Here is a 14308-nt window from a genome sequence, read left to right as displayed (position 1 = left end):
TCATTGTCCTGTGAAGTCCGGCTTCCGCTTTTCGATGAAGGCCTTACGTTTTTCAGCCGTGTCGGCGGTCGACTGGCTCATGAAGATGGCGCGATTTTCCATTTCGATCGCGGCCCCCAGGCTGGGCGCGTCGACATTCAGCCACATCGATCCCTTGGTGACGGCAATGCCGATCGGGCTGTTCACCATCACCGCTTCGGCCAGTTTCAGCGCCTCGTCCATCAGCGCCTCGTCATCGACGCAGCGCAGGATCATGCCGATCTGCGCCGCCTCCTCCGCCATGACGGCCCGGCCCGTCAGCATCAGTTCCGCCGCGCGCTGCATGCCGACCAGACGCGGCAACAGATAACTGAAGCCGATTTCATGGCCCGTGCCCGCATTGTGGAAGGCATTGACGAACTTGGCCGAACGGGCGGCGATGGTCATGTCGGCGGCAAGGGCAATCGGATAGCCGGCGCCCGCGGTCACGCCGTTCACCGCGCAGATGACCGGTTGCGGCAGGGCGTGCATCAGCACCGGTATCTGCCCCAGCTTCGCCATCACCCGCTGCTGGAACTGCGCCTTGCCCAGCCCCTCGGCCACCCAGTCGGGCTTCCCCGCGCCGCGTATGTCATGCCCGGCGCAGAAGCCCCTCCCCGCGCCCGTCAGGATGACGACCCGCACATCATGGTCGTAACGGATCGCTTCCAGATGGTCGACCAGCTCCTCATACATGGAAAAGGTCAGCGAATTGAGCGCATCGGGACGATTGAGTGTCAGGCGGCAGACACCCTCCACCGGCGTATCACGCAAAATATGGCCCATGCCTCTCCCATCCTTTCGTTTCCAGCGCTTGCCATGGCTGTGAACCATAGTCGGCCAAAAGGCGAGTATACGGAAAGTCCTGACGTCCTGTCCGTCCGGGCATATCATGGTTGTGAACACACTGCTGCGGGACTTGTCATCATGGTGCCGGATGGCAAGGGAACAAAGCATCATCAGCAAGGTGAACCATGGCCAGACTGCCCCTAGAAAAGATCCGCATACTCGACCTCACCCGCGTTTTGGCGGGGCCGTTCGGATCGCAGGTGCTGGCCGACATGGGCGCCGACGTCATCAAGATCGAGCGTCCGGTGGTGGGTGACGACGCCCGCATCTTCGGCGAGCCCTATCTGCGCGACTCGGAGGGTAACCGGACACGCGAAAACGCCTTCTATATGTCGGTCAACCGCAACAAGCGATCGGTCGCGCTCAACATCGCCAGTCCCAAGGGGCAGGCATTGATCAGGGAACTGGTCGAAACCTGCGATGTGGTGATGGAAAATTACAAGGTCGGCGATCTCAAGCGCTACGGCCTTGATTATGAAAGCCTGAAGGCGATCAATCCCGGCATCATCTACTGCTCGGTGACAGGCTATGGCCAGGACGGGCCGCTGGCGACCAAGCCTGGCTATGACGCGGTGTTCCAGGGCGAATGCGGCCTGATGAGCGTGACCGGCGTGCCGGAGGGCAAGCCCGGCGCCGGGCCGATGAAGGTCGGTCCCAGCATCATCGACCTGTTCACCGGCCTCAACGTCGCCAATGCCATTCTCGCCGCGCTTTATCATCGCGACGCGGCGGGCGGCAAAGGCCAGTATATCGACATCGCCCTGCTCGATTGCGGCATTTCGGCCCTGTCGCATTACGCGCAAATCTTTCTGACCTCAGGCGAAGTGCCCGTGCGACGCGGTACGCAGGGCAATGGCGGCATGCCCACCAGCATGTTCCCGTGCAGCGATGGCGCGATCATGATCACCTCGGGCAATGACAAGCAATATGACGCGCTGTGCGACGCGGTGGGTCGTCCCGAACTGAAGACCGATCCCCGCTTCTACACCAATGTCGAGCGCGTGAAGAACCGCGACGAGATCACTGAGATGTTCAACGCGATCTTCGTGACCAACACAGTTGACTATTGGCTGGACAAGCTGGGCGCGGCAGGCATCCCCAGCGGGCCGATCAACGATCTGGAACAGGTCTTCGCCTATCCGCAGGCTGTGCATCGCGGCCTGCGCGTGCGCGCGGCCCACCCGCTGAAGCCCGATCTCGACGTGATCCGCAGCCCGCTGAATTTCTCGGAAACCCCGATCACCGACTATCGCGCGCCACCGATGCTGGGCGAACATACGCGTGAGGTGCTGGCGCAGGAACTGGGGCTGGACGAAGCCGCTCTGGACGCTCTCACCGCAGAGGGCATCATCTGAAACGATGCCGGACACCTGCTCCGACCGTGAACAGCTCCTCTCGCATTCGCAGGACCCTGGTTCAAATATAACCCCGACGTTCCCGATAAGCGGCGAAGCGATCAGCCAGACCCTGCCGGGTTAGGCCGAAATCCTCGGGAATATGCTTCGGCCCCTTGGTGGACCGGCGCGGATGGGTATCCAGCCAGACCTGCATCGCAGCTTCCGTCCCGGTGGTGAGCGTCAGGCCCAACTGGTCATAGATCGACCGGATCGTCGCCATCTGGTCGCGCGTGAAGTCGCCAAATTCGACATCGACGAACATGTTGCCGCTATTCGCCCTGACGGCTTCGGCCCGCTCCAGCGCTTGCGCCCACATCTCCGCTTCGCGCTGGCCGACATCGGCACGCTCTGCCCTGTCGGCGCAGAAAGCGCGCCGGGCGGAAAAGATGAGATTGCTGATGGAAGGCATGGAATCCACCGGATCACGGTGGGTCTGGATGACCTTCGCGTCTGGAAAAACGTTCAGCACTTCCCGCAACGAGAAGAGATCGGTCGGATTCTTCAGCAACCAGCGCCGCCCGTCTCCCGCCCCGATCAGGCGCAGCACATCGGCCAGCCAGCGATAGCTGTCCGTGTCGTCCCGGCTGCGATACCAGCGGTCATAATGGGGCACTTCCCACATCGATGGCCACATATTGCTGGAAAAGCTGGAGCCAAGGATGAACAGCGATTCCTCAATCCCTTCCGCCGTCATCATATGATCGTCCGCCGCCTCCGGAGAGGCCGCCAGAAATCCATCCAGCGTCGCCTTTTCGGACAGATATTGCGGAATGCCGTCCCAGGCCGCCCGAGGCGGACGGGGCATCGGATAGACGGTCAGCCAATGTTCCGGTCCCTGGAATTGCGGATCGAGCGACATCAGCAGATGCAGCGCCGTGGTGCCCGACCGCACCAAGCCAGCGATGATGATCGGCTCCCTGATGGAGCAATCCAGCACCTCGGGCCGGTCCTTCAGGCCCTGGACCGCCAATGCCCGGGTATCGAGCGACTGGCCGATCCGCCAGGCGCTGGCCCGCACGCAGGCCGGATCGAGATACAGCGCCCTGATATCCGACAGCAACAGATCAAACCCTTCCCGGAAGGACGGATCGCCGAAATCCGACAGGCCAGTGCGCGCCGTCGATGCGGCCAGCATCGCTTCCGGGGTCAGCAACTGTTCGCCGCGAACGGCTTCCTGGCTGGTCATTGTGCGCTCCACGGATCGACATGCACCTTGGTTTCATTGGCGCCGGCCCGCAGCGCTTCGAACAGGTCGGGAAAAGCATCCAGCCCCACCGTTTTCGAGATCATCAGCCGCGGCTCGACATGCCCCGCCCCCAGCATGTCCGCGCAATGCTGGAATTCGCGCAGATCATAGGCGAAGGAGAATTTGATCGTCACCTGCTTCCACGTGGCGAGCGAAGGCAGGATCGGGTCGGGCGACGTGCAGAAGCCCAGCGAGACGAGCATACCGCCCGGCGCGACCAGTTCGATCGCCTTTTGCGTCATGCCGATCGCGCCAGTGCATTCCAGCACGATATCGGGCATGCCGCCAAGCGCTGAGGCGATCCGTTCGCCTTCGCCCTCGCCCAGCGTTTCGAAACCGCTGGCGCCCATCTGGACGGCAAGATCCGCTCGGCGGGCCGAGCGGGATATGGCAACGATCTTGCCCGCGCCCAACAGGCGCGCCCAATAAATGGCGGCAAGGCCGATCGAGCCTGCTCCCAGCACCGCGACGCGCGCGCCCGGCTGCATCCGGGCCAGCCGTACCCCGCGCAGTCCGACGGCCAGCGGTTCGACCAATGCGCCGTCAGCAGCGGACAATGTTTCCGGCAGGATCACCGAACTCTGCGCCGCGATCCGCATATATTCGCCAAAGCCGCCGACGCGCCCCTCCATCCGCATGCAGGCCATGGGATAACCCGCAAGGCAGGCCTGGCATTGACCACATCCGCCGACCGGCATGGCCGTGACGAACTGGCCGAGCTTCAGATGATCGACGCCCTTGCCCAGAGCGACGATCTCTCCGCAATATTCATGGCCGATGACGCTATTGTCGGGAAAATCATTGCCATGCCCTGACGTCATGTGCAGATCGGTGCCACACACGCCGCAGCGCTGTACCTTGATGACGGCCTCGCCCGCGCGCGGCGTCGGATCATCCACCGTCTCCACCACCAGCGGCATGCCCGCCCGCTTGAACACTGCTGCCTTCATCTCTCTCTCCTTCGGCGGTCCGGCGCATGTCAGGGGAGTGGACGGCCGTCGCCTTTGCCACTGACAGTATAGATACTTATTAGTACCTAAATTGACAAGAGCGTGTTCCGCCATGCTGGTGCGGGCGAAAGAGTGCATGGACCGGCCATGGGCTTGCAAGTGGACCGCGCAAGGATCGCAAACATGATGAGGCTTGGCAGAAAGGCATCGCCGCTTCATGAAAGTGCCATGCCCCGTATCACCTTCATCGCTCCGTCCGGCGTCCAGCGCACCTTCGATGGGGAAGTCGGCCAGTCCGTGATGGAGATCGCCAAGCGCAACGGCGTGGAAGGCATTGTGGGCGAATGTGGCGGCAGTTGCGCCTGCTCGACCTGCCATATCTATGTGGACGATGCGTGGCGCCTGGCCGTGGGGCCGCCTTCCCCCGATGAAGCGGACATGCTCGATTTCGCTTATGACAGACGCACGACATCGCGCCTTGCCTGTCAGATTCGCCTGCATCCGGAGCTGGACGGACTGATCGTCCATACCCCGGAACGGCAGAGCAGCTGATCAGTCCCAGGCCACGGGCAACTGACGCTGGCCCCAATAAATCCAGCTGTCGATGCGTTCCGTCTCGCCCGTAAGGCGGAGATTGGGCAACCGATCGACCAGCTTGCGCAGGCCGATCTGCGCCTCCAGCCGCGCAATTGGCGCACCCAGGCAGAAATGGACGCCATAGCCAAAGCTCAGATGCCGCCTGGACTGGTTCAGCGGACGATCCAGCCTGAATGTATCGGGGTCGTCGAAAATATTGGGGTCACGATTGGCGCCCATCATGGAGAACATCAGCTTGGCGCGTTCCGGCAGCTCCGCGCCGTGCATGGTCACGGGACAAAGGCTGGTGCGGAAGTGCGAATTGATCGGCGGGTCAAAGCGCAGGCTTTCCTCAACCGCATTTTCGACCAGATCGGGATTGGCCTTCAGCTGTTCCCAGCGCTCCGGCTCTTCCAGCAGGCGCCAGACGACATTGGTGAGCAGGCTGGTCGTCGTTTCCTGACCGCCCGTCAGAAAGGCGGTGCAGATTTGGAAAAGTTCCATATCGTCGAACCGGCGACCTTCGACCCGGCTGACGAGGCCCAAGGATATATAGTCCAGAGGCAGGACCGTGCCCCAATGTTCAAGCCCCGGATCGTCGATGCCCGCATCGCGCAGCATCTGCTTGCGTTGCTCGATCAATCCCATGAAATGCGGCTGGATTTCCCGCATCAGCGTCTGTTCGGCACTGGGATTCTTGTCGTTGAACAGCAGCGACTGCAATTCATCCGCCCAATGTTTGTAATCGGCATAGAGCGACTGGTCTGCCCCCAGCATGAAGCACATGGTCCGTGCCGGCAGCGGCAGGGCGAAAAGGTCGTGGAAATTACCATGCTTGTCGGCGCGGCTTTCAAGGCCGCTGACCAGATCCTCCGCGATTCGTTCCACTTCCGGACGATAATATTTCATCCGCGACGGCGTCATGCCCTTCCGCAAGGCAGCGATGTAGTCGAGGTGGAAGGGGGGGTCGGTCAATATGCCGAAATCGCTGAACGTCTCCCAATCCATGGGCGCATCGCCCCATTTGAAGGACCAGACCGGGTTGTCGGACAGGATCTTGTCACGGATCTCTTTATAATCGCTCGTGATGTAGAACTGATAATCGGCGCCCTGATAGTGATAAATGGGACATGCTTTCGCCAGCGCCGAATAGGCGGGACCGGGGTTGCGGACGGTTTCAGGGTTCAGCGGATCAAAGGCATGATCGTCCGCCGTCTTCAACTTGCGTTCGCTCTGTTCTGCCGGCGCGGGAACCTGCGCTGTCTCGGTCATCCCCAGTCTCCTATATGCTTGATGGGAGCGAGACTAGGGAGGCGGACGACCAATTTGAACAGTCAGTTGTTTAGGACCCTAATCATCCTGATAGGGGCCGCCGACGAATTCACGATCAAATCGCTGGTGCAGTTCACCCAATATTCGTACCAGCGACGACTGATCCTCAGGCGCCAGTTCACGGAAGAAGCGGGCGATCTTGGCCTGGCGGGCGATCTCCACGATCGCCTGTTCCACCAGCGCCCGCCCTGTTTCGGTCAAGCGCAGCGCATAGGCCCGCCGATCCTTGCGCCGCCGCCTCTGGACAAGGCCATTGCGCTCAAGCCGCGCAATACGGGTGGAGATAACCGCGTTCGACAAATAGAGGGTGGAAGCAAGGTCCGTCGCCCGCATTTCCCGCTCTTCATCAATGCCCAGCGTCGCCAGCAGGTCAAGGTCCGCAAAGCTGCAATGATATCGCCGCGCGATGCTGTCGAGATCCGTGGTGACGAGATGGCCGACCGTGAAAAGATGCCACAGCGCGCCGAAATGCGCGTCGTCCACTTGCGGCAGGAGCCGGGCATAATAAGCGCGCCCGGCCTTCAATTGATCGATGGGCCTACGCGGCAATATCCTGCTCCACTCATGATCATGGCGCCAGACTGCACAAATGCCCTATCCTACGCCAGCCTTTTCCCCGGCAAGCCCCCCCGGATTCAACGCATAGGGCATGCTTGTCAATATAGGTTCATCATAGTAGCTATTTTGTCTGGAACGGAGAGGAGCGGCCCCGGCACCCTTTGCCACCGGCCCGCCAGACCAAAAAAACGGAGAGAGGAATGAGGAATTTTTTCAGCGGCTTTTTTCAATTGGGTTATGTGACCCGCAACGTCTCCGTGGCCATTGCCGCCTTTCGGGAAAAGTTCGGCCCGATCGAATTCCTGATCAACGATCCCACGTCGATCGACGGCAAGGCGCCCCCGACCCGCCGCATCGCACTGGCCTACATCGACGATGTCATGACCGAGATCATCGAACCTGATCCGGCGCAAAAGACCATTTACGACGACGCCCTGCCCGCGGTCGAAGGCCCGATCCGCCTGCATCATTTCGGCTATCTGATCGACGATCATGCCGCCATGCTGGAACGACTGCGGAACATGGGCTATGCCGTGCCCCTGCATGGGTCGGTGCCCGGCGCGCTGGATTACAGCTATGCCGACACCCGCGCTGACCTTGGCGTCTTTTCCGAATTCATCCGGCTGGATGAAGGCGGCCGCGCCTTCTTCAACACCCTGCCCCGCACCAGCACGCGCTGAATGCCGCCTCACGCTATCGGCGACGGGCCTGACAGGCCGCCCCAAGAGCGATGCAAGCGGCCATGTAAAGCGCAACCACTGCCTCCGACTCCATGAAGCGCAGGACAAGCGCCGCCATCAGCGCGCCAGCGGTTTGCCCGAGCAAGCGGCACAGGGACAGCATGCCCGCTGCGGCGCCTGCCCGGTCAAGGGGGGCGGTGACCAGCATCACTCTGTTATTGGGCGCCTGAAACAGACCGAAGCCAATGCCGCAGAGCGCCATGGCGAGGACAAGGGCAGCCAAAGGCGGCCTCGACGAGAGAAGCGACGCCATGGCCATCAACGCGGCCGCCATGAGGCAGAGGCCAAGCGCGCTCATCAGGCCGGACCAGTTCCGTTCCGCAAGTCCCCCGGCTATGGGCGAAATAAGCCCAAGGCCCACCGGAAAGGGCAGGATCAGCAGGCCGACCGTCGCAGCGCTCACATTCAGATGGTGCATCATCAGGAACGGCAACGAAACCAGCGCGCACATCTGCGCGGCGAAAGCGCAGATAGAGGCGCCATAAGCGCGGCGCAGGCGACCCAAGCCCATGAGGTCGAGTGGAATAAGCGGGCGCGCAACGGATCGCACGCGCCGGACCAACAGCATCCCGACCATTATTCCCAGCAAGCCCTGCCCTACAGACCAGAATGACAGGCCGCCATGCACGACATCCGATGCGGTCAGAAACAGGGCGCCGAACATGATGGCGTTGAGCAAAGCGCTCTGCCAGTCGAACAATCTGGTTACCGGCGCGATGTCAGGCGCAAAACCGATCACCAGCAGCAAGACGATCAGGCCCAGCGGGATGTTGACAAGAAAAAGCCAGGGCCAATTGCCGAACGACAGAATGACGCCGGCAAGGCCAGGGCCCGCCGCCGCCGCGCCGGCTATGACAAGCGCATTATAACCGATGCCGCGCCCCAGCAGCGCTTTGGGCCAGACGAAGCGCATCTGCGCGCCGTTGACGCCCATCATCGCCGCCGCCCCCAAGCCCTGGGCAAAGCGACAGGCCGTCAGCACGTCAAGCCGGGACGCAAAGGCGCAGCCGGCCGACATCAGGGTGAAGAGGATCAGCCCACCCAGATAGACCCGATGATAACCGCATCTTTCGCCCAAAGCCGCGACCGGCAAAAGGGTCATGACGATCGCGATCTGATAGGCGGTCACGATCCAGGTGGTCGATGCCGAACTGACCATCAGATCGCGCGCCATGGGCGGCAGGGCGATATTGACGATGGCGCTGTCGAGAACCGACATGGCCATGCCGATCCACAAGCCCGCCAGGACCCAGTAACGGCGCGGCGCCGGCAGTCCGTCGGCTGGCGAACCGCTCACCGATGCGCTTTGCCCGCATAGGCATCGGTCGCCCGGATCAGGCGGTCGAGTATGCCCGGTTCGGTAAAGGCATGGCCAGCCCCTTCGATCAGGTGGAAATCCGCCTCCGGCCACGCCTTGTGCAGTTCATGCGCGGTTCGCGTCGGGCAGGCCATGTCATAGCGTCCCTGGACGATGGTGCCGGCTATGCCCCGCAGCTTGTGCGCGTCGCGGATAAGCTGGTTGTCCTCCAGCCAGCCATTGTGCACGAAATAATGATTTTCGATGCGGGCGAAGGCCAGAGCGAAATGCGGATCACCGAAACCGGCAGTCATGTCGGCGTCGGGCAACAGCGTCAGCGTCCGCCCTTCCCACAGCGCCCACGCCTGCGCCGCTTCCAGCCGAACCGCTTCGTCCTCTCCGGTCAGCCGCTTGCGATAGGCAGCACGCAGGTCGTGGCGTTCTTCTTCCGCTATGGGTTTCAGAAAAGCGTCCCATTTTTCCGGATGCACTTCGGACGCGCCATATTGATAATACCAGTCCAGCTCCGACGGCCGCACGGTGAAGATGCCGCGCAACACCAGTTCGCTGACATGGCGGGGATGCGTCTGCGCATAAGCGAGAGCCAGCGCCGATCCCCATGACCCGCCAAAGACCAGCCATTGCTCCACCCCCATCTCGGCGCGCAACTTTTCCATGTCGGCGACAAGGTGCCAGGTGGTGTTCGCCTCCAGCCCGGCATGGGGCGTCGAACGCCCGCAACCGCGCTGGTCGAACAGCATCACGTCATAGAGGTCGGGATCGAACAATTGCCGGTGCCGGGGCGATATGCCGCCCCCCGGCCCGCCATGCAGGAACACCGCCGGCCTGCCGCCGGGCGTGCCGCTGCGCTCATAATAGAGCATATGACCGTCACCGACGTCCAGCATGCCGGTTTCATAGGGGTCGATGGGCGGATAGAAGCTGCGAAGGTCGTTCATCTCATCCCTGATGCAGCCTGCGGGGCACAAGGTCCAGCGGCGCGTTCGTCGCCGCCTCCACCGCTTCATGCATCAGATGATGGTCGGGCGAGCGGTGGCAGGCCGGATCGGTCCGCCCAGCATCGCCGGCCAGCGCCAGCGCCTGACAGCGGCAGCCGCCCCAGTCGATCTCCCGCTGGTCGCACCCACGGCAGGGCTGCGGCATCCAGTCCGTGCCGCGAAAGCGCGCAAACGCGTCGGACCCGCTCCAGATCGCGCTCAGCCCCTGCTCACGGATCGACGGAAAGGCGAAGCCCGGCAATGTCTCCGCTGCGTGGCAGGGCAGCGCCTTGCCGGAGGGCGAGATATTGATGAAGCGATTGCCCCATCCGCCCATGCAGGCCTTGGGCCGGGCGGCGTGATAGTCCGGCACGACATAGTCGATAACGATCTGCCCTTTCAGCCTTTCACGCGCCGCCGCGACCACAGCGTTCACATATTCAAGCTGTGGACGGCTCGGCAGCAGCGCATTGCGGTTGAGCAGCGCCCAGCCATAATATTGGGTGTGCGCGACCTCGATCCGTTCGGCGCCCAGTTCCTCGCCCAGCGCGATCATGGCCTCCACCCGCTCGATATTCTGACGGTGGATGACGAAATTGGCGGTCAGCGGCAGACCTGCCTCGCGGATGCGGCGGGCGGCCTCCAGCTTCTTTTCATGGCCGCCCTTATAGCCGCCGAAACGGTTGGCTTCACCGGTTTGCGCATCCTGAAAGCTGAGCTGGATATGGTCGATCCCGGCGGCGAGCAGGTCCGTCATGGCCGCATCGCTCAGCAACACGCCGGAGGTGATGATGTTGGTGTAGAGCCCCGCCCCCGACGCATGGGCCACCAGATCGCGCAGGTCGCGCCGGGCCATGGGTTCGCCGCCGGAAAAATGGACCTGCAATATGCCGATGGCGGCGGCTTCATCGAGGACGCGGCACCACTCCTCGGTCGACAATTCGGATTTGGGCGCGTCCATCTCCAGCGGATTGGAGCAATAGGCGCATTGCAGCGGGCAGCGATGCGTCAATTCCGCGATCAGACCCAAGGGTGGCGCCAGCGCGCTCATAGCTGGATGCCCCCACGCGCGGAAAGGTCGTCCAGCGCCGCGATCACATCGCTGGCGATCAGTTCGCGCGGCGCATCGAAGCGGGCGGCGAGATCGTCGACGATCGCGCCGATCGAACGCGCGCCATCGACCAGCTTCAAAATCTCGACGGCGATCTCGTCGGGCATGAACAGTTTTTCCGGCGCCAGCAGCACCCAGGCGTCGCGCACCGCATCGAAGCGGAATTTGACGCCGCGCCGGAAGGCCGGGATGGCGGCTTCGTCGGTCATGCCGCCTCATCCGGCACGAAAGCGCCCGGCGGGATCATCCCCGGCGCCACATAGGCGAAGTACAGCCCATCCAGCTGGCACCAGAGCACATCGCATTTGAACCGCAGCGCCGCCAGTACCGCCTGCTGCTTTTCCGCCGTATCGGCATGACGCTTCACATAGGCCAGCGCCCAGTCGCTGTCCTGCGGGGCCTGCGTCAGGCGCGGCTTGAAATAGGCGAGCGTGTCTTCGGTGATCCAGTCATAATTGGCGAGCATCCCCGACACCCGCTCGGCAATGATGGTGGGCGAGAAGAGTTCTGTCAGCGAGGACGCAACCGCTTCGAGCAGGCTGCGGTCGCGCACGAAATGGACATAGGCGTCCACGGCGAAGCGCGTTTCCGACAGGATGAAGGCCGCGCTCTCCACCATCGCCCGGTCGAGGCCCATGCCCTCAGCCAGTTTCAGCCAGCGCTCAATCCCGCCCGGCTTCTCGCCGTCGCCGTCATGATCCTCGATCCGCCGTCGCCATTCGCGCCGCTCCTCCACGGTCGGCAGACGCGCCATCAGCGTCGCGTCCTTGGCCGGAATCGATGCCTGATAATAATAGCGGTTGAGCGCCCAGGCCTGGACTTGAGGCCGCGTCAGCTTGCCGTCGTGCAGCAGCCGGTGAAACGGGTGGTGGATATGGTAACGCTCCGCGCCGATCTGCCGCAGCGCGGCTTCCAGTTCGTCGGGAGAAAGAAGATTGTCGCTCACCTCGCGCGCCCTTCAGATCGTGAATGCCAGACCGTCATGGCCGATGATCCAGCCTGCCGCCTCGGCCTCCGCCCGTTCCACGCTATCAGCCAGCAGGACGGGATTGCTATTGTTCATATGGACAATGACCTTGCGCCCGACCCGGATAGGCTTGAAGGCCTCGATGGTTCCCTCCGGCCCGCTGAGGCTCATATGGCCCATGCGCCGTCCGGTCTTCTGGCCGATGCCCGCCTCCAGCATCTCGTCATCGCGCCAGAGCGTGCCGTCGAAGAAGACGATATCGGCGCCATCGAGCCGGCCGCTGAGGTCCGGCGTCATCGCCGCGCAACCGGGGATGAAGATCATGCGACGGCCATCCTCGACAATCTCCAGTCCGACAGTCGTGTCGTCGACGACCATCGGTGGCGGTTCGCTACCGCTTTCCAGATAAAGCGGCACCTTGCCCGGCACGGCGAAGAAGCGGGCGGTCAGCCCCTCCTCCAGCACAAAGGACGCATCGAGCGCCTCGACGCTGCGTGTCACGACATCGCGCGCCAGCACCTCGAAGATCGAATTGGCATCCAGCACATCGTGGATGCGCTGTGTCGCATGGACGGTCAGCGCCTGCCGCTCACGCAGGGTCAAAAGGCCTGCGATCACGTCAACATCGCCGCCCGTCAGCACCACCCCGGCGATCGGGCTGTGGCGCAAACCTTGCCGCGGGTACAGCGCGGGCGTCTCGTTGATCTGCTGTCGCAAATCCGGCGAGGCATTGAGCAGGAACCACCGCTCTCCGTCCCGGCTGACCGCGACGCTCGCCTGCGTACGCGCCGGGGCCGCAGGATCACCGCTGCGGGCACGATTACATGCTGATGCGTTGCTATTCCACTGGGGGAAGCCGCCGCCTGCGGCCGCCCCCAGGACGATGATTTCCATCGGGATTTAAGCGGTCAGTTCCGCGCAGGCATAGCAGTTGATCTCCGCGCCCAGCGCGATCTCACGAATCTTCGGCGTCTTCCAGGTCATGAATCTTCTCCTGTGGTGCATTTCAAGTGCATTCGATCTTGCCCATTTCCCCGACCCGCGCAAGCCTCTGCGGGCCAATGAGAGCTCATCCTTTAGACCCATGCCTCATTCGCTACCGGACGGCCAGCACGACGGCTCACTTGATCGACATGAGCTGGGATTCGATCCCGCCGATCCTCTTGAACATCTCCAGAATGACCGGATCGCGCTCATTGCTTCTGATGGCGATTTGGATTGCGATGGGCGCAGGGGTCGGCTGGTCGATGATGGCGAGCGTCTCCATCTCCAGTCCGCTCGCGACCATGTTGCGGGGAAACAGCCCGATGCCGCCGCCAGCTTCCACGATCTCGATCATCGAGCGGACATTGTTGCAGCTATTGACGCGCAGATGGCGAAGGGACGTACGACGCACCGCGGCGGCCATGAGTTCGTGCATCGGTGAATGGCGAGCGACCGACCATAGCGGGAGGGTCGTGTTTTTGATCCAGCCTTCCTCCATCATCGATCGGGCGATGGAAGGACTGGCGAGCCAGACAAGCTCGACCTGTCCCAGTGGCCGGGAGTTGATGCCCGACACGTTCAACGCGCCGATCGCGAACACCATGTCGATGGGTCCACCCAGCAAGTCATCGATGAGACGGGCGGTCAGGCCTATCTCGACCTCAAGCGACACGCCCGGCATCGCGGCGTTCATCCTGTTCGTGAAAGCGGGGAGACAACTCGCCGCCGCGATTTCGCCCGATCCGATTCGCACAATGCCTGTCGCGCCGTGATAATCATTCCCGGCAAGCAGCATCTCTTCGATATTGACCCAGAGATCCTCGCACTGGCGGACGAACTCCCGGCCTTTCACCGTAAAGGTCATGTTCCGGCCCTGGCGGTGAAACAGGCGGAACCCGATCTGGCGTTCCAGTTCGCGCATGCGCCCGGAAATCGTTGGCTGACTGGCATTCAGCCGTTCGGCCGCCGCGGCAAAAGTGCCGAGCCGCGCAATCCAGAGGAGCGTTTCAAGATGATAGAATGCGATTCGATTCATAGGAACTGCTGAAGGATATACCCTAAAAAACTATGATTGGAATGAATTGATTGTCTCAGGCACATAGCAAGCCGATTGGCTCGCCGACACGAATTCGGACGGCGCCGCACCGCATGGGGAGATTTCTCGGGTGAGAACACAATCAAAGCAGTCCGCGACAGCTGGCGAACCGCCTGTTGCCATTGACACCCACCCTTCCCGTTTAAAGGCTCCGATTTCTGCTGGTGCGGACCATAACCGTGCTCGGCC

16 protein-coding genes are annotated in these 14308 nt (G+C 62.4%); 3 read left to right on the top strand and 13 right to left on the bottom strand.

The genetic code is table 11. The annotated features are described in order from the left end of the window. The gene (locus tag RUH75_RS15605) at positions 1-804 is read right to left on the bottom strand and encodes an enoyl-CoA hydratase-related protein (protein ID WP_313807624.1); all 804 of its coding nucleotides are present in this window, start codon (positions 802-804) and stop codon (positions 1-3) included. Positions 805-992: 188 nt separating this feature from the next. On the opposite strand from RUH75_RS15605, the gene RUH75_RS15600 reads away from it, so the two are divergent. Continuing rightward, positions 993-2222, top strand: coding sequence for a CaiB/BaiF CoA-transferase family protein (locus RUH75_RS15600; protein WP_313807621.1), 1230 nt, complete (start codon positions 993-995; stop codon positions 2220-2222). A 61-nt stretch (positions 2223-2283) separates the two neighbouring features. Here RUH75_RS15600 and RUH75_RS15595 read toward each other — a convergent pair whose 3' ends face one another. Both RUH75_RS15595 and RUH75_RS15590 read right to left on the bottom strand, forming a co-directional pair. Then, positions 2284-3450 (bottom strand): sulfotransferase, encoded by a 1167-nt coding sequence (locus RUH75_RS15595; protein WP_313807619.1) that lies wholly within the window; start codon positions 3448-3450, stop codon positions 2284-2286. Then, positions 3447-4460: an alcohol dehydrogenase catalytic domain-containing protein gene (locus RUH75_RS15590; protein ID WP_313807617.1), complete on the bottom strand. Its 1014-nt coding sequence runs from the start codon at positions 4458-4460 to the stop codon at positions 3447-3449. Before RUH75_RS15590 ends, RUH75_RS15595 begins: the two co-directional genes overlap by 4 nt. Before the next feature lie 228 nt (positions 4461-4688). Here RUH75_RS15590 and RUH75_RS15585 point away from each other — a divergent pair, with 228 nt between their 5' ends. Beyond that, positions 4689-5012, top strand: a complete 324-nt coding sequence (locus tag RUH75_RS15585) for a 2Fe-2S iron-sulfur cluster-binding protein (RefSeq protein ID WP_313807615.1) — start codon at positions 4689-4691, stop codon at positions 5010-5012. Here the strand turns inward: RUH75_RS15585 and RUH75_RS15580 are convergent, their stop codons facing one another. Beyond that, positions 5013-6308: a cytochrome P450 gene (locus tag RUH75_RS15580; protein ID WP_313807613.1), complete on the bottom strand. Its 1296-nt coding sequence runs from the start codon at positions 6306-6308 to the stop codon at positions 5013-5015. It lies immediately after the preceding gene. 78 nt (positions 6309-6386) lie between these two features. Further along, on the bottom strand, positions 6387-6917 hold the full coding sequence (locus RUH75_RS15575) for a MarR family winged helix-turn-helix transcriptional regulator (RefSeq protein ID WP_313807611.1): 531 nt from the start codon (positions 6915-6917) through the stop codon (positions 6387-6389). 209 nt (positions 6918-7126) lie between these two features. Here RUH75_RS15575 and RUH75_RS15570 point away from each other — a divergent pair, with 209 nt between their 5' ends. Next, positions 7127-7606 (top strand): VOC family protein, encoded by a 480-nt coding sequence (locus RUH75_RS15570; RefSeq protein ID WP_313807608.1) that lies wholly within the window; start codon positions 7127-7129, stop codon positions 7604-7606. A 13-nt stretch (positions 7607-7619) separates the two neighbouring features. On the opposite strand, the gene RUH75_RS15565 is transcribed toward RUH75_RS15570, so the two are convergent. From RUH75_RS15565 to RUH75_RS15530, 8 genes are all read right to left on the bottom strand, one after another. Beyond that, complete coding sequence (locus tag RUH75_RS15565; RefSeq protein ID WP_313807606.1) at positions 7620-8963, bottom strand: MFS transporter; 1344 nt, start codon at positions 8961-8963, stop codon at positions 7620-7622. Next, positions 8960-9922 carry a prolyl aminopeptidase gene (gene pip, locus RUH75_RS15560; protein ID WP_313807604.1) on the bottom strand — a complete coding sequence of 321 codons (963 nt, stop codon included), beginning with the start codon at positions 9920-9922 and terminating at the stop codon, positions 8960-8962. The genes RUH75_RS15565 and pip overlap by 4 nt, the downstream gene beginning before the upstream one ends. A gap of 1 nt (position 9923) precedes the next feature. Beyond that, positions 9924-11012 carry a pyrroloquinoline quinone biosynthesis protein PqqE gene (gene pqqE, locus RUH75_RS15555; protein WP_313807603.1) on the bottom strand — a complete coding sequence of 363 codons (1089 nt, stop codon included), beginning with the start codon at positions 11010-11012 and terminating at the stop codon, positions 9924-9926. After that, positions 11009-11281: a pyrroloquinoline quinone biosynthesis peptide chaperone PqqD gene (gene pqqD / locus RUH75_RS15550; RefSeq protein ID WP_313807601.1), complete on the bottom strand. Its 273-nt coding sequence runs from the start codon at positions 11279-11281 to the stop codon at positions 11009-11011. The genes pqqE and pqqD overlap by 4 nt, the downstream gene beginning before the upstream one ends. After that, entirely contained in the window at positions 11278-12018 is a 741-nt protein-coding gene (gene pqqC, locus RUH75_RS15545) for a pyrroloquinoline-quinone synthase PqqC (protein ID WP_313807599.1), read from the bottom strand. The genes pqqD and pqqC overlap by 4 nt, the downstream gene beginning before the upstream one ends. A gap of 12 nt (positions 12019-12030) precedes the next feature. Then, positions 12031-12933, bottom strand: coding sequence for a pyrroloquinoline quinone biosynthesis protein PqqB (pqqB, locus tag RUH75_RS15540; protein WP_313807597.1), 903 nt, complete (start codon positions 12931-12933; stop codon positions 12031-12033). Between the two features lie 6 nt (positions 12934-12939). Continuing rightward, positions 12940-13044: a pyrroloquinoline quinone precursor peptide PqqA gene (gene pqqA / locus RUH75_RS15535; RefSeq protein WP_313807595.1), complete on the bottom strand. Its 105-nt coding sequence runs from the start codon at positions 13042-13044 to the stop codon at positions 12940-12942. Positions 13045-13159: 115 nt separating this feature from the next. After that, positions 13160-14059, bottom strand: a complete 900-nt coding sequence (locus RUH75_RS15530) for a LysR family transcriptional regulator (protein WP_313807593.1) — start codon at positions 14057-14059, stop codon at positions 13160-13162. Positions 14060-14308: the final 249 nt, after the last annotated feature.

Origin of the sequence: Sphingobium sp., assembly GCF_032153725.1 — a bacterium.
GTDB lineage: Bacteria > Pseudomonadota > Alphaproteobacteria > Sphingomonadales > Sphingomonadaceae > Sphingobium.
The sequence above is the reverse complement of the archived record's forward strand: the minus strand, read 5'-3'. Positions and strand labels throughout refer to the sequence as shown.

Excerpts from the sequence above, each read along its gene's own strand:
- RUH75_RS15605 (WP_313807624.1), bottom strand. The coding sequence starts at position 804 with ATGGGCCATATTTTGCGTGATACGCCGGTGGAGGGTGTCTGCCGCCTG.
- RUH75_RS15600 (WP_313807621.1), top strand. The coding sequence starts at position 993 with ATGGCCAGACTGCCCCTAGAAAAGATCCGCATACTCGACCTCACCCGC.
- RUH75_RS15595 (WP_313807619.1), bottom strand. The coding sequence starts at position 3,450 with ATGACCAGCCAGGAAGCCGTTCGCGGCGAACAGTTGCTGACCCCGGAA.
- RUH75_RS15590 (WP_313807617.1), bottom strand. The coding sequence starts at position 4,460 with ATGAAGGCAGCAGTGTTCAAGCGGGCGGGCATGCCGCTGGTGGTGGAG.
- RUH75_RS15585 (WP_313807615.1), top strand. The coding sequence starts at position 4,689 with ATGCCCCGTATCACCTTCATCGCTCCGTCCGGCGTCCAGCGCACCTTC.
- RUH75_RS15580 (WP_313807613.1), bottom strand. The coding sequence starts at position 6,308 with ATGACCGAGACAGCGCAGGTTCCCGCGCCGGCAGAACAGAGCGAACGC.
- RUH75_RS15570 (WP_313807608.1), top strand. The coding sequence starts at position 7,127 with ATGAGGAATTTTTTCAGCGGCTTTTTTCAATTGGGTTATGTGACCCGC.
- pip (WP_313807604.1), bottom strand. The coding sequence starts at position 9,922 with ATGAACGACCTTCGCAGCTTCTATCCGCCCATCGACCCCTATGAAACC.
- pqqE (WP_313807603.1), bottom strand. The coding sequence starts at position 11,012 with ATGAGCGCGCTGGCGCCACCCTTGGGTCTGATCGCGGAATTGACGCAT.
- pqqD (WP_313807601.1), bottom strand. The coding sequence starts at position 11,281 with ATGACCGACGAAGCCGCCATCCCGGCCTTCCGGCGCGGCGTCAAATTC.
- pqqB (WP_313807597.1), bottom strand. The coding sequence starts at position 12,933 with ATGGAAATCATCGTCCTGGGGGCGGCCGCAGGCGGCGGCTTCCCCCAG.
- pqqA (WP_313807595.1), bottom strand. The coding sequence starts at position 13,044 with ATGCACCACAGGAGAAGATTCATGACCTGGAAGACGCCGAAGATTCGT.
- RUH75_RS15530 (WP_313807593.1), bottom strand. The coding sequence starts at position 14,059 with ATGAATCGAATCGCATTCTATCATCTTGAAACGCTCCTCTGGATTGCG.